Here is a 15,301-nt window from a genome sequence, read left to right on the forward strand (position 1 = left end):
CAGAAATTTAATTTAGCAGAGTTTAATATGAATATTAAATGACAGTAGAAAAATATTGCATTCAATGTGAAATGTTATAATATATCATTTATTCAAAATTGACCTCTTTGAGCGACTCAGATGTATTTCCACAAAAATTTAATCACTATTACTATTTTCTCAGTGGTATCCCCAAGTATTTTTGCTGAAGAATCAAATGTAAAACAATTAGAAACAATTCAATTACAAGCACATCCATTGGTTCAAACAGCTGCTGATTTTGCAGTCGCAGATCATATTATTGACCAAAAACAATTAGCAGGACGAGCAACAACGATTGGTGATGCATTATCTGAAGAAGTGGGTGTTTATTCAAATCAATATGGTGCGGGGTCAAGCCGTCCTGTTATTCGTGGGCAAGATGGACCACGTGTCAAAGTATTGCAACATGCATCGGAAACTGCCGATGTATCATCATTATCACCAGATCATGCAGTAACTGTTGATCCTGTTTTGGCTAAACAAATTGAAATTATTCGTGGACCATCAACATTGCTTTATGCAGCGGGGACTGTTGGTGGTTTAGTTAATGTGACAGATAATAAAATTCCTACCGAAATGCCAGAAAATGGTCATGAAGGAAAAGTTGGATTCCGTTATAACTCAGGTAGTGATGAGCGTGTCGCTACAGGTGGTGCTACAGTCGCTTTAGGTAGCCAGTTTGCTTTACGTGTGGAAGGCTCTAAAAAGCATGCAAATGATTATATTACGCCTGATTATGTTGTAGAGCATGATGGACATTTAGATTATGAACGTCGTGTACCTGACACTTTCTCAAAAGGTGAAACATTTAGTATAGGTGGTTCTTGGATTCATGATCGTGGTTTTGTTGGAATGGCATATACTAAACGTCATGATCAATATGGTTTACCAGGTCATAGTCATGAATATGAGTCATGTCATCCGCATGGAAATAGTTTGCATTGTAGTGGGCATGAACATCAAGAAGAAGGGCATGATCATGATGAACATCATGATCACGATGCTGGTCCTTGGGTGAATTTAAAATCTGAACGTTATGAATTACGTACAGAATTGTATGATCCATTTGCTGGCTTTAGTAAATTAAGAGCACACGTCAGTTATACGGATTATAAACATGATGAAATTGATGATAAAACAGTTGAAACCCGATTTAAAAGTAAAGGATATGATGCTCGTCTAGAGCTTGTACATCATGAGGTTGCTGGATGGGAAGGTGTTTTTGGAACACAATATAATCAGCAAAAGATAGATATTACAGGTACAGAGGTTTTATTTAGCCCAGCCGATACGAAGAAGTGGAGTTTATTTGCTTTAGAACATAAGCAAGTTGGTGATTTTCATTTTGAATTAGGTGCACGTGCAGATCAGCAAAAAATAAAAATTGACTCCAAGCAAAAAGACAATAATTCACATGCCTTTTCAGGTTCGGCAGCAGTGAATTGGGAATTTATGCCAGATTATAAGTTGTCATTGGTTGGCTCACATCAACAACGTTTACCACAAGCTCAAGAGTTATATGCAAATGGTGTTCATTTAGCGACAAATACTTATGAGCGCGGTAATGAAAATCTGAATATTGAAAAATCAAATAATTTAGAATTAGGACTGCATTATGAACATGATAAATTAGATTATCATGTTCATGTGTATCAAAATTGGTACGAAAACTATATTTATGCAGCAACAATAGCACGTGTTGAGAATGAAAATTTTCGTTTAGTTGACTATACACAAGATAAAGCGAAGTTTTATGGTGCAGAAGCTAAAATTGGCTATCAATTAACAGATGTTTATAAATTAAGCCTATTTGGTGATGTTGTTCGTGGGAAAATTGATGGCAAAAATGCACCACGTGTTCCCGCTGGACGTTTAGGTACTAAAGTCGATGCAGACTTTGCTGATCAATGGTCTGGCTCTGCTGAGTACTACCGTGTATTTAAGCAAGATCATATTAGTACTTTTGAAAATGACACACCAGGATATAACATGGTAAATCTTGGCATTACATATACGGACCATTATAAAAAAGATCATGAGTATCGTGTTTATTTCAAAGCAAATAACTTATTAGATCAAAAAGTGTATCAACACGCATCATTCCTTGCGAATATTCCACAAGTGGGACGCAACTTTACAATGGGTGTTGAGTTTAGCTTCTAAACAAAATTCATGATGAATTAAAGTGAAAAGAGCTTGAAAAAAATATGAATAAAACCTAGCCTGAGTTCATTAGGTTAGGTTTTTTCTTATGCGAGTTTTTACAAAAATTTATCAAAAACTAAATTGGTCTCCTAAACGCTATATTTTGCTTGTTTTAGGATTGATGGCGATTACTTATGTCAGTTCAGTGATTTATCAGGTTTATAAACCATTACCTGAAGGGCTAAATTACATAGGAAAATTACGTCATGCTGATGTCGAATTTTTATCAGACCAAACATATATTGATATGCAAGGTCGACAACATTTAGATCAGCATATTTTTCAAAAAATTCTTGATCTCATTGAAGAAGCCCAAAGTACAATTGTGCTAGATATGTTTTTATTTAATGCAGAAACAGGCGACTCACAACAAAAGCAACGCCCATTAACTCAACAGTTAGTCGATGCACTGATTGTGAAAAAAACATTAAATCCTAATATTGAAATTCGATTTATCACAGATCCTGTAAATTCTGTTTATGGTGGTATTGCACCAGAGCAGTATCGTAAATTACGTCAGGCTGGTATAGATGTGATCGAAACGAACTTAACGCCGTTACGTGCATCGAATCCGTTATGGTCAGGTTTTTGGTATGTTTGCTGCCAAGGTATAGGAAATAACAGTGAAAAAGGCTGGTTAGCAAACCCAATGGGTGAGGGAAAAATCACAATAAGAAGCTACCTTAATTTACTTAACTTTAAAGCAAATCATCGTAAAACATTAGTGGTCGATACTGCTGATGGTTGGAAAACATTAGTTTCATCTATGAATCCTCATGATGGTAGCTCAAGACATTCTAATGTTGCACTTCTTGTTAAAGGTCACACAGCTATAGATGTTCTTCGATCAGAACAGGTTGTTGCACAAATGTCTCAAGGGGATGTTTCTGGTATTGTGATTGGAGAATTTGATGGAGATCCACAATTACCTCAAGTTCAGGTACTCACAGAAAAAGCAATTTTAGATGCAACATTGAATTTAATTGAGTCTGCTCAGGCACAAGAAAAAATTGACTTGGCAATGTTTTATTTGTCGGAACGTCAAATTATAAAATCTTTAATTGCTGCAAAAGAACGCGGTGTAAATGTTCGTGTTTTGTTAGATCCCAATAAGGATGCATTTGGACGTGAAAAAAATGGAATACCAAATCGACAAGTTGCTTTAGAGCTTCATCAGGCTGGAGTTAATGTACGTTGGTGCAATACGCAGGGTGAACAATGCCATAGCAAAATGATTATTAAACACAATGTAGACAAATCTGAACTTATTTTAGGATCAGCTAACTTTACTGCACGGAATTTAAAAAACTATAATTTAGAAACAGATTTACGTGTTATTGGTCATTCACAAGCGACTGTTTTTACGGATGCTCAGGCCTATTTTAATACTGCTTGGTCTAATTTAGAAGGGCGTCAAATGAGTGTGGATTATCGTCAATATGCAGATGATTCTAAGTCTAAATATTGGTTATACCGTTTTATGGAATGGACAGGATTATCGACATTTTAATTTTTAAGATTAAGGGTAAATAATAAATTGTTTATTATTTACCTCTATTTATATTAAAATTGACTTTTATCACAAAAAAGAGAATAAAATTAAAAAATAACGGATATTTTTCAAACACTCAATTTTTTTATTATTGTTTTAATTAATATAGATAAATCTTTGGATGAATGGGACTCTTATTGAGAGTCACTAACAGAAAATGACGAGGAATAGTTTTACAATTTTTTCAGTTATAAATATTTGTTGGGTGATAAAACCGCAATATTAATTACGGTTTTATCTAGTAAAATTAAGCTTGTGGATTCGGTGGAACTAGAGTATCCAAATCTTTATCTGAAAGTTGATCTAACTCTTTAATATCTGTTTTAATTTTCCATTGTGATTCATCATCAATTGGTTGAGGTAAACGTGCTTCTAACCAATCACATACGACATCAGGTGGGAAGTCTGCGTGATTACATTGAATCACCCAAGATAAAAATTGTTTTGCTTCACCATTCATGTATGGTGGTGGTGATACAGGCAAAAATTGCGTAGGTAAGCGTTCATTTTTAGAAATATAATTTAAAACGTGACCTAACTCTTGTACGGTTTGCCAAGCAAGAGGATGTTCAATATTAATTTGAAATTTAAACCACCATGCTTGGTGTCCATCTGTACCATAAGAGTCTATATGATTTTTTTGAACACTTGGAACTTTACAAAAAAAATCGTATAAACGGTCAAAGCTAAGATCAGACACGATAAAAATCCAGTACTAAATAAATTCAGTCTATCATATAGGGATTATGGCTTGGATTTTCAATACGCGTAATTTTATTTCGTAAAGAGTAAATAATGCTATTTGTCTTATTAAGAAAACTACAGCATGTCTATAACATGCTGTATTTGGAATATATTTTCTTTAAGCAAGTTCATCTTCTTCAGGACGTGGTGTTTTTCCATTAGGAATAGGTTTATCTTGATGTTTTCCTCGTATAACTGATGGAAACTTCCAAGATGCAAAACGAACAACTAAAATTGCAAAAGCTAGAATTAGAATAGATCCAGTAATAATTACTAAATCCATATCAGCCTTATGATCATGCTGAATATCTGAAATAAGTAGCCGAGTAAGTGCTGTGATCGCAATATATATTAAAAAACGAACAGGCATATGATTTGTTTTAAAGTAAATTCCAACCATTGCCCCTAATTCTAAGTAAATGAAAAGCAATAAAATATCATCAATAGTTGCGACTTTTTTTATGGTAAAAATATCAAAAATAGTTTGTCCTGCAGACCAAATAACCATACAACCAATCACAAATAGGGCAATGTAATGAAAACCTTCAACAGCCATATTTCCAAAACGATCGAGGAGCTTTTCAATTTTATTTAATTTAGGGTCTGTATGTGCCATTTGCGCCTCCTTTGATAAAAAACTTTATTTATTAAAATATTAAGCAATTTTCATGCACATTACAGACATAATTGAAATCAATAGTCAAAAGAAATTTAGTTGTAGATGAATTTTTATGCTAATTTAAATACCGATGGGCTAAACGACTATAGGAAAATAAAAATGTTAGATAAAATTCAAGTACAAATAGCAATGTTAGAAACAGGGAAAAAATTAATTTTAGGCGCTGGAATAGAAATAAAAACGATGCAGCATGTGGTTGAGTTATGTGATCAATTGGCATCGGATGGAATTATTAAAATTCTTAATCGTCATGAAGAAACGAAGACGGGACAAAAGTTAGTAGATTCACTAATGATTCAGAAAGTTTGATATTTTAATAAAAACGCCTGAATGTACAGGCGTTTTTTATTTCATTATCTTTAAGATTGATGAGTAAAATAGTCTTCAGAAAAACTCATAATTACTTCAGAACCAGCTTTAACTTTGGTGATGCGTACTGACAATTCAGGCAAAATACGCTGTACAAAATATCCAGCTAGTGCAATTTTGTTTTGATAGAAATCGCCTTCTTTCTCTTTTGCTGCATTTGCAATACGAGCAAACATGTATGCAAAACTGAGTAAACCAACTACATGTAAATAATCTACAGCAGCAGAATTTGGAAATTCAGGATTTTCTTGAGTTGCTTCTAAAATGTATTTAGTAACAGATTCAACTTCGGTTGCTGCATCTAATGTCGCATCTTTTATAAAGTTAAGTTCGGCATCTAAACTATTAGTAAAGTCACGAATTTCAGAAATATATTCCGCGAGGAATTCACCTTCACATTTAATGGTTTTACGACCAATTAAATCTTGGGATTGAACACCATTAGTTCCTTCATAAATTTGTGCGATACGTAAGTCACGTATACATTGTTCCATTCCCCATTCACGAATATAACCATGTCCACCAAAGCACATTTGAGCATCTAAAACTGCTTGGAATGCAGTATCTGTTAAATAAGCCTTTGCAATTGGTGTGAGTAATGCCACACGATTATTCGCAGCTTTTATCGCTTCAGGATCTGTTGAGAACTTTGTAATATCGAGTTGTTGACCTACATATACAGCAAATGCACGAGATGCTTCATTGTTTGCACGTGCATTGAGTAACATACGACGTACATCACCATGAACTAAAATGCTATCGGCGACTTTGTCTGGTGATTTTGCTCCTGTTACGCTACGACCTTGAATTCGATCAGTTGCGTATTGAGCAGCATTTTGATAAGCAAATTCTGATGCACCTAACCCCTGAATTCCCATTGATAAACGTTCATAGTTCATCATGACAAACATAGCAGCAAGTCCTTCATTTTCTTTGCCAACAAGGAAGCCTTTTGCCGCATCAAAATTCATGACACATGTTGCAGAGGCTTTAATTCCCATTTTATGTTCAATTGAACCTGGGTTTACAGGATTACGCTCACCTAATGAACCATCTTCATTGACTAAAAATTTAGGCACAATAAAGAGTGAAATACCACGTGAACCTGCGGGTGCATTTGGTGTTTTTGCTAATACAAGATGAATGATATTTTCAGTAAGATCATGATCACCACCAGTAATAAAGATTTTTGTACCAGTAATATTGTATGAACCATCATTATTTGGTTCAGCTTTAGTTTTAATAATACCTAAATCTGTACCTGCATGTGGCTCTGTTAAGCACATAGTACCAGCCCATTCACCTGTATAAATTTTAGGTAAATAGGTTTCTTTTTGCTCTTGAGATGCATAGCTATTTAATGCCATACCTGCACCAACAGAAAGCAGAGGGTAAAGCATAAAAGATGGATTTGTTGCAAAAAGCATTTCATCAGAAAGGACGGTCAGCATTTTAGGCATTTCCTGACCACCCCATTCTGCGTCAGCGCCTAAACCAATCCAACCTCCTTCAGCATATTGTTGAAATGCAGCTTTAAAACCAGCAGGTGTAGTGACAGTTCCATTGTCATATTTTGCTCCTTCTTCATCTCCAGTACGATTAAGAGGAAGAGTCACATTTTGAGAAAATTTAGCCATTTCTTCTAAAATTGCTTCTGCTGTTGCAGCATCAAGATGAGCTAGATTTTCATTCTTTTGCCAGAATTTTTCTGCTTGAAAAACATCATTTAAAATGAATTTCATGTCTGCTAGAGGCGCATTATATATTGGCATGTGTTGTCACCCGTTTATTGTTTGTTTCGTATGGATTTAATCAGTCTAATAGAAAAAATATAAGAATGTTAGACGACTAAAGGTTTAATTTTATATCTCTTTTATAAAGAAAAAGGATGGTCAAATCATTGACCATCCTCTTCGTTACATCATTTTAAATTGCCAGTTTTAGAATGCAAAATGTTCAGCATCTAAAGTCATAAGTGGGTCAACACCTGTAGCAATGACTTCTACGTGTGAGCGTACACGTGGAAGAATCTTTTTAAAGTAGAAACGTGCAGTTGTTACTTTTGCATTATAGAAATCTACTTCTGTCGAACCTGATGCAAGTTGTTCTTGTGCAACAAGTGCCATACGTGCCCATAAGTAAGCAAGAGTTACATAGCCAGAGAAGTACAGGTAATCAACTGCTGCTGCACCTACTTCTTCAGGGTTTTTCATTGCACGCATACCAATTTGCATGGTTAAGTCGCCCCATTCTTTATTTAGAGCGGCAAGTGGTTCAATGAATTCTTGTAAAGCTGCATTGTCTTTATTTGCTTCAGTAAATTTATAAATAATTTTAGTGAAGTCTTTAAGCATCGCACCTTGGGTTCCAAGAACTTTACGACCTAATAAGTCAAGTGCTTGAATCTCAGTTGTACCTTCATATAAGCAAGCAATACGTGTATCACGAACGATTTGCTCCATGCCATGTTCAGAGATGAAACCATGACCACCAAATACTTGTACGCCGTGATTAGCAGATTCATAACCAGTTTCAGTTAAGAATGCTTTTGCAATTGGTGTTAAGAATGAAAGAATATTATCTGCAAACTTACGTTCTTCTTCAGTCGCTGCATTTTCAACAACATCAGCATATAAAGTAAGTAAATAAACAAGTGAACGTCCGCCTTCTGCAAATGCTTTTTGAGTAAGAAGCATATTACGAACAGCAGGATGGACAATAATTGGATCGGCTTCTTTTTCAGGTGCTTTTGGCCCAGATAAAGAACGCATTGCTAAACGATCTTTCGCATATGTTAATGCACCTTGGAAAGAGGCTTCAGAGGCAGAAAGACCTTGTACAGCTGTACCAATACGTGCAGTGTTCATAAATGTGAACATGCAGTTTAAGCCACGGTTTTCAGGACCAATAAGGAAACCCTTTGCATTGTCAAAATTAATGACACAAGTGGCATTACCATGGATTCCCATTTTATGTTCGATTGAACCACAACGAACAGCATTACGTTCACCTAAAGAGCCATCAGTATTTACATTGAATTTTGGAACAATGAATAATGAAATACCTTTAGTTCCTTTTGGTGCACCAGGTAAACGAGCAAGAACAATATGTACAATATTTTCTGCCATATCGTGTTCACCAGCAGAAATAAAGATTTTCTCACCCGTAATAGCATAGCTACCATCTGCTTGTGGTTCTGCTTTAGTACGAATAATACCAAGATCTGAACCTGCTTGAGATTCAGTTAAGCACATGGTACCTGTCCATTCACCTGAAACGAGTTTTGGTAAATAAGTCTCTTTCTGTTCTTTAGAACCATGATGCTCTAAAGTACGTACAGCACCGTGAGATAAGCCAGGGTACATACCCCAAGCCCAGTTTGCTGTGCCAACCATTTCAGAAATAACAGTACCTAATGAATTTGGTAAACCTTGACCACCGTATTGTTCTTCGGCAGAAAGAGAAGGGAAACCTAATTCGATATATTTTTGATATGCTTCTTTAAAACCTGTAGGTGTTGTTACGACACCATCATTCCAAGTACAACCTTCACGGTCGCCAACTTGATTGAGAGGAGAAAGTTCTTTTTCACAGAAATTTGCTGCAGCTTCTAGATATTGATCAATCAATTCGCGACCTACGCTTTCTTGAAATGCAGGTAATTTTCCATAATGTTCTTCGACATTCAAAAGTTCATGCAAAACAAATTGCATATCACGTAAGGGCGCTTTGTATTGTGGCATATCGTTGTTCCTCAATACTGGTTTTAAACCAGCCTTATAATCCTAAGAAATAATTCTACGTGCTTTATATTACACGGTTTACATAGTTATAATCGTGCAACATCTTATATGAAGGTACAAGCTTTTCTTTACTATTTCTTAGTGACTGCAAAGTCAAAAAAAAATATCTTGAAAATCGTAACTGTTTAAAGTGTATATAAATTTATGTTTTTTCTTGTGATATAAATAGTCAAAAAACGTAAATTGAATTGGCATAAAAAAAGGCGCAATAATGCACCTTTTTTACTTCAATTTTGCTTAGTTAAGCTGCTTTGGTTTGCATAGGAGCAGGTATCATTGGTTTATTGGGTTGAAAACGTACTTCACATTTACCATTTATAGTTTGTTCGCCCATTTTGAGCTGAATAGTTGTACCAGCTTTTTGTCCTTGACATGCTTGAGCCATTGCGTTTTGATTCGCTTGATGTTGTGCTAAACGTTGGTCAAATTTTTTCGTCAATTCTGCACGTTGAGCATCAGTTAATGGCTCTGAAGGCATTGCCCCCATTTTTCCACGCATTTCACCCTGCATTGGCTTATGTTCGCCACGCATTGGTTTAGATTCTGCACGAGCATCTTTAAAATCTTTACGATCAGCTTTAAATACTAAGTTACATGTACCTTCAATTGTTTTATCGCCAATTTGAACTTGTGTTGCAGTTCCTGCAGCTTTTCCATCACATGCGGCTTTTATTTTTTTCATGCCTTCACGTTGTTCAGTATGCATTTTTTTCATATGTTTACGTTGTTCATGATCATATTTACCATGCATTTTTTGAGTAGATACATTTTCTTTTGGACTATTTGTAGATTGACAAGCTGTCAGTGTACCTAATGCGATTAGGCTTGCAGTAGCAATTGAAATTTTTGCTAAGTTCATTATATTTGCCTCGATAAATTAATTTATTTTTCAATGATTAAAGAATAAATAATAATGATGAAGAAACAATGAAGAGTTTTTTTAGACAGTGTTCGTTACAATAATAATTGTAGAGAAAAAATAGAGAACATCCCTTGAAAGTTTTTCGAGTACCTATTGCATTACGCTTATTTTTGACAGTGTTATTAACTACACTTTTACTTACTACGGTGAGCTTAGGTGTACTCCATTGGGCTATGCAAAAAAACTTCGCTAAATATGTTGCAGATGTTGAAATGCAAAAGCTAGATCATCTTATGACGAACTTAGCAGAGGTATATACGGTTCATCATGATTGGGGGAATGCAATTCAGGCTCAAATTTTACAAATTGAGGGAGAGGCAGGACCAGATGATTATGATCGTTTGTCTCGGTGGTGGTTAAGACGTCAGTATGATATTGCTTTGCAGCAGCGTTATTTTGAAGAACATACTACAGCAATGAATTCAGATAGTTTGAATAAAAGTGATATAAAACAAGGTTTGAATGAGGAAGAGATAGAATTAATTCGTAAAAATATTCCTTCAGAATTTCAACCATTCGAAGGACTCATATTTCCGTTAAGTGCAAATCAAAATTTAGTGCGAGCGGATAAAAAAACAGATTCAAACCTAACGAATGAACCAAGTAAAAAACAATATATTGCCATACCTGATCGTCTAGGTTTAAGCTCTCGTTTATCTCTATATGATGTAAATCATCAGTTTGTTGTGGGTGAACCATCTCCTGATCAAGTATCGTATCGTCCAATTTCTGTTGATGGAAAAGTTGTTGGATATTTAGGTTTAAAACCTGTTTTAGATCAAGATGATGCATTAAGTATTAATTTTTTTAGTAATCAAAAACGTTATTTATTTTTAGTGTACGCATTTACCTTCTTGGTGAGTTTAATTGCAGCATCATTATTGGCGACTTACTTCAAAATTCCAATTCAACGATTGCTACGAGGTACAAGAGAGTTAACTAAAGGGAATTATGAATATCAGGTGAAAATTAATCGCAATGATGAATTAGGAGATTTATCTTGTGAGTTAAATCAATTGGCTGTCATTCTTGATCATCATGAAACATCTCGTCGTCAATGGGTTGCTGATACTTCACATGAATTAAAAACTCCTTTGGCTGTGCTACAAGCTCAAATTGAAGCGATGCAAGATGGTATTCGTAAGCCAACACCAGAACATTTTGAGTCGATGCTACGTCAAGTAACGAGTTTGAAAAAACTAACCCAGGATTTAGCAGATTTGGCTCAAGCCGAAGCGATGCAATTAAAATGTTATTTTGCCGAGGTTAATCCTTGGGCCGTTATTGAACAAGAAATAGATAACTTCAAACCTAAGTTTGAACAAGCTCAGTTAACCGTTACAGCACAGGGTGACAATACAAACTTATTATTAGATATAGATCGTTTTAAACAAATTATGGTGAATTTAATTGGAAATAGTATTCGCTATACCGAAGAAGGTGGGCAGATTCATATTCATACAGAACAGTCTACTACTGAATGGACGGTATATGTTGATGATAGTCCATTAGGTTTAACAGATGAACAATTAGTTAATCTAGGTCAACGTTTTTACCGTGTAGATGATTCTCGCACACGAGCAACTGGCGGTACGGGGCTTGGTTTGGCATTATCGGTTAAAATTACTGAAGCATTAGGTGGTAAGTTAAGTTTTGAGCATTCACCTTTAGGTGGTTTACGTTGCAAATTAACTTTTCCTAAGCACATTAAACAATAAGGAATAAATACATGAAATATGTTTTGTTAGTGGAAGATGAAATCGAACTTGCACAGCTTGTTCGTGATTATCTTGAAGCAGCGGGTTTTGAAGTGGGCATGTTCCACGACGGGCAAGAAGCATATAATAGCTTTCTACAACGTAAACCAAGTCTAATGATTCTAGACTTAATGGTCCCACGGATGGATGGTTTAACTATTTGCCGTAAAGTTCGAGAACAATCAGATGTGCCAATTATTATGGTGACTGCTAGAACTGAAGAAATTGATCGTGTACTTGGACTCAATATGGGGGCGGATGATTATGTGTGTAAACCATTTAGTCCAAAAGAACTAGTTGCTCGTGTGCAAGCTGTTCTACGTCGTTTAGAGCGTAAAGCAGAACCTGAATCAAATGATTTATTCCGTATGGATAAAGCACAGCAGCGTATTTGGTATCAGCAAAAAGCACTAAATCTAACACCGACAGAATTTCGTTTATTAGAGTTATTTTTAGAGCATGTCGGTCAAGTTTATTCTCGAGCGCAATTACTAGATCATATTAATCCAGATAGTTTTGATGTTGCTGACCGTGTAATTGATAGTCATATTAAAAACTTGCGTCGTAAAATTTCTGATGCAGCAGAAACAGGTAATCGTCATGAGTGGATTCAAGCTGTTTATGGTGTAGGTTATCGCTTTGAATATCCTGAAGATTAATGTTTTACATTAATTTTAGAATTTAAGAAATACAAAAAGACCAATTTATTGGTCTTTTTTATTGTCTGGATTTTTTTATAGATTGTAGTATTTGAAGCTGTTGTTTTTTGGTTTTTGCTAGATTGAAAATTACCAATTGATAGGAAGAGTTGATTAGATCTTTTAAGAGATCTTCACTTAAATCTTCATGTTCGTAAATAGAAATCCAGTGTTGTTTGTTCATATGATATCCAGTATGAATAAATGGATAAGTATCACGTAGCATTTCACTTTCTTGCGGAGTGGTTTTTAAGTTTAAAATTGGATGATGATTTAAGCTGAAAGTCATAAGATAAATTTTATTAAAGACTTTATATACATCACAATTGGGCATAAACGGTTGTGTACATGTAGTTGCCGTTAATGATGATGCTTGTTGCTTTGCAAAATGATGTAAGTTGAGCATGTTAATTATCCTTATACATATAACTTTCTATAAATTTTTAGTTAAAAAAAGCTTCATCAATATTTCATTTGTATACTTGTCTTGATCTTTAAGAGCATTAATTTCAGTACCATAAATTTGAAAACCTAACTTTTTATATAAGTTAATAGCAATCATATTATCTTCAACAACAGTCAGTAATATTTGTTCTATTCGTTGTGCTCTTGCATGTTTAATTACAGTATTTAATAGTATATGAGCAATCCCTTTTTGTTGAAATTTAGGCTCTATAAAGACACTTGCTAAGTGTGCTTTATGAGCGATTCGGATTGCTGACTCTCGTACCAATACAGCGATACCAATAATGTCTTTATCATGATAAGCAGCAAATGCTATTGAATTTAATAAACAATTTTTAAAATAAATATCTTGATGAGTGACTTCAGTTGTATAAGTTGATCCAAACATTTCAGGGGCCTGAAGTAAGGCAGACAGACGAATCTTTTTAAAGTCATTCACATTCTGAGGGCTTAATATTTTAATTGTGATATTCATTTATTTTAATTAATAGAAAATAGGTTTTTAGCTTATAACGGAAGTCAGATATAGGTAAATTTTAAAATGTAATTCTTTATATGAAGTGAAGATGATCTTATATTTTTAAGCAAAATAATGCTGAGTTGATATTCTATTCTTAAACGAGTTAATGAGATGATTAATACGTGAATTTTACTTTTGTTTATAAATCGACTATATTTCATAAAAAATTAATATAAGTCTATAGATTAGACAGTTTTCGCATTGTTTTTATCGGGGTATAGCTTTTCTGTTTTATCGCTTTTTATAAAGTAAAACTCTTGAGATGATAAATAAGTATGAAAACATTTAAACACCTTGTATTACCTTTAAGTATTATTGTTCTATTACTTTCAGCATGTAGTAATCAAACAACTGAGACAAAAACAGCAGAAAGTATGTCCGAAGAAATTAGCCAATCTTCAGGAAATTGGCAAGCAAAAGTAGATGAATTATCTAATCAAAATGTACAAGAGATTAAAGAAGATTTATCTCAACTAAATAAAATAGTAGATCATTTAAATTCTCAATCTGAACAATTAAGATCTGAAATTGTATTGGCCAATCAAGATACAACTAAAATTAAAAAAATTTTAGAAAAGAGCCAAGTTATGCAACAAAAAGGCTTACTCGATTTGATGAATTTAAATCTTAAGACCTCGGAAGTTCAAGCTATTCGAACTAAGATGATTGAAAATTTAATGCTAACCGAACAAATGCATGATCTATCGAATCAAGAAGATTTTGATATGAAAAATCCATCTGCTGAATTTAAAAATTTAGCATTACGTTCTCAAATTTTGCAAAAAGATATTTTTGTTGAATTAGATCATTTGAATAATGAATTTCAATAATTGAAATTAAGGGGGAAATTGGCATTATTTTAAATGCCAATTTTCATAATAAATAGTGTATTTCTATGGAGCAATTTCAATAGGAATACCATTATTAACAAGTTTCCAAATTTCATCTATATCAATATTACGTACAGCAATACATCCCCAAGTCCAATCATCTCTTGGAAAATAAGTCATTAGAGAGGAAAGTGCATTTACTTGTTTTGTTGTTGCAGAACCATGAATCATAATATCTCCGCCAGGAGATACACCCAGTTGTTGAGCATGATTTTTATCTTTTTGATTTGGATAGGAAATATGTAGTGATTTATAAAATGCGCTTTGTGGATTTCGCCAGTCAATGGTGTAACGTCCTTCAGGTGTTTTTCCATCACCTTCTTTAACTTTATGTCCAATCGGGTCAAAACCTAAACGCATTGGGTATTCACGAATAATCTGATCTTTTCCATGAATGAGTTGTACGATACGTTGTTTTTTATGAACTTTAATTAATTGAATTGGAGTTTCAGTACGAATATTTTGAATAGCTGCATCTGTTAAAGGTGTTGGAAAGCCATTATTTTGATTGAGCGTAGAGGATGTAGCGTTTTGATTGCTAAGAGTAGTCGTGGGTAAATATTGATTATATTTTTGGAATAAAACATATCCTGATATGAGTAAAATAATAAAGATAAGAAAAATAATGAGAGATTTTTTATTCATTTTGATAATTGTGAAAAGTTGAATATATTTT

General features: G+C 34.2%; 14 protein-coding genes. 6 read left to right on the forward strand and 8 right to left on the reverse strand.

Annotated features, from left to right (window positions below; all coding sequences use genetic code 11):
* The first annotated feature begins 120 nt into the window (after nt 1–120).
* On the forward strand, nt 121–2,184 hold the full coding sequence (znuD, locus tag AOY20_RS06515) for a zinc piracy TonB-dependent receptor ZnuD (RefSeq protein ID WP_054581111.1): 2,064 nt from the start codon (nt 121–123) through the stop codon (nt 2,182–2,184).
* An 88-nt stretch (nt 2,185–2,272) separates the two neighbouring features.
* Nucleotides 2,273–3,736, forward strand: a complete 1,464-nt coding sequence (locus AOY20_RS06520; RefSeq protein ID WP_054581112.1) for a phospholipase D family protein — start codon at nt 2,273–2,275, stop codon at nt 3,734–3,736.
* Nucleotides 3,737–4,025: 289 nt separating this feature from the next.
* Here the strand turns inward: AOY20_RS06520 and AOY20_RS06525 are convergent, their stop codons facing one another.
* Together AOY20_RS06525 and AOY20_RS06530 are read right to left on the reverse strand one after the other, a co-directional pair.
* The gene (locus AOY20_RS06525; protein ID WP_054581113.1) at nt 4,026–4,478 is read right to left on the reverse strand and encodes a hypothetical protein; all 453 of its coding nucleotides are present in this window, start codon (nt 4,476–4,478) and stop codon (nt 4,026–4,028) included.
* A gap of 162 nt (nt 4,479–4,640) precedes the next feature.
* On the reverse strand, nt 4,641–5,138 hold the full coding sequence (locus AOY20_RS06530; protein WP_054581114.1) for a phosphate-starvation-inducible protein PsiE: 498 nt from the start codon (nt 5,136–5,138) through the stop codon (nt 4,641–4,643).
* Nucleotides 5,139–5,300: 162 nt separating this feature from the next.
* On the opposite strand from AOY20_RS06530, the gene AOY20_RS06535 reads away from it, so the two are divergent.
* Nucleotides 5,301–5,510 carry a hypothetical protein gene (locus AOY20_RS06535; RefSeq protein ID WP_054581115.1) on the forward strand — a complete coding sequence of 70 codons (210 nt, stop codon included), beginning with the start codon at nt 5,301–5,303 and terminating at the stop codon, nt 5,508–5,510.
* 50 nt (nt 5,511–5,560) lie between these two features.
* Here the strand turns inward: AOY20_RS06535 and AOY20_RS06540 are convergent, their stop codons facing one another.
* The 3 genes from AOY20_RS06540 to AOY20_RS06550 form a co-directional block, all read right to left on the reverse strand.
* Complete coding sequence (locus AOY20_RS06540; protein WP_054581116.1) at nt 5,561–7,342, reverse strand: acyl-CoA dehydrogenase C-terminal domain-containing protein; 1,782 nt, start codon at nt 7,340–7,342, stop codon at nt 5,561–5,563.
* Nucleotides 7,343–7,510: 168 nt separating this feature from the next.
* The gene (locus AOY20_RS06545) at nt 7,511–9,313 is read right to left on the reverse strand and encodes an acyl-CoA dehydrogenase C-terminal domain-containing protein (RefSeq protein ID WP_054581117.1); all 1,803 of its coding nucleotides are present in this window, start codon (nt 9,311–9,313) and stop codon (nt 7,511–7,513) included.
* Nucleotides 9,314–9,614: 301 nt separating this feature from the next.
* A complete protein-coding gene (locus AOY20_RS06550) occupies nt 9,615–10,235 on the reverse strand; it encodes a hypothetical protein (RefSeq protein ID WP_054581118.1) in 621 nt (206 codons plus the stop codon).
* A 131-nt stretch (nt 10,236–10,366) separates the two neighbouring features.
* Between AOY20_RS06550 and baeS the strand changes: the two genes are divergently transcribed.
* Nucleotides 10,367–12,013 (forward strand): sensor histidine kinase efflux regulator BaeS, encoded by a 1,647-nt coding sequence (gene baeS, locus AOY20_RS06555; protein WP_054581119.1) that lies wholly within the window; start codon nt 10,367–10,369, stop codon nt 12,011–12,013.
* Between the two features lie 11 nt (nt 12,014–12,024).
* Complete coding sequence (locus AOY20_RS06560) at nt 12,025–12,711, forward strand: response regulator (RefSeq protein ID WP_054581120.1); 687 nt, start codon at nt 12,025–12,027, stop codon at nt 12,709–12,711.
* Between the two features lie 58 nt (nt 12,712–12,769).
* On the opposite strand, the gene AOY20_RS06565 is transcribed toward AOY20_RS06560, so the two are convergent.
* Both AOY20_RS06565 and AOY20_RS06570 read right to left on the reverse strand, forming a co-directional pair.
* Nucleotides 12,770–13,156, reverse strand: coding sequence for an MmcQ/YjbR family DNA-binding protein (locus AOY20_RS06565; protein WP_054581121.1), 387 nt, complete (start codon nt 13,154–13,156; stop codon nt 12,770–12,772).
* A gap of 27 nt (nt 13,157–13,183) precedes the next feature.
* Entirely contained in the window at nt 13,184–13,690 is a 507-nt protein-coding gene (locus AOY20_RS06570) for a GNAT family N-acetyltransferase (RefSeq protein ID WP_054581122.1), read from the reverse strand.
* A 320-nt stretch (nt 13,691–14,010) separates the two neighbouring features.
* Here AOY20_RS06570 and AOY20_RS06575 point away from each other — a divergent pair, with 320 nt between their 5' ends.
* Entirely contained in the window at nt 14,011–14,565 is a 555-nt protein-coding gene (locus tag AOY20_RS06575) for a hypothetical protein (protein ID WP_054581123.1), read from the forward strand.
* A 63-nt stretch (nt 14,566–14,628) separates the two neighbouring features.
* Here the strand turns inward: AOY20_RS06575 and AOY20_RS06580 are convergent, their stop codons facing one another.
* Nucleotides 14,629–15,270 carry a L,D-transpeptidase family protein gene (locus AOY20_RS06580; RefSeq protein WP_054581124.1) on the reverse strand — a complete coding sequence of 214 codons (642 nt, stop codon included), beginning with the start codon at nt 15,268–15,270 and terminating at the stop codon, nt 14,629–14,631.
* Between the last annotated feature and the right edge of the window lie 31 nt (nt 15,271–15,301).

Source organism: Acinetobacter equi (assembly GCF_001307195.1).
In the GTDB taxonomy this organism is placed as follows: Bacteria; Pseudomonadota; Gammaproteobacteria; order Pseudomonadales; family Moraxellaceae; genus Acinetobacter; species Acinetobacter equi.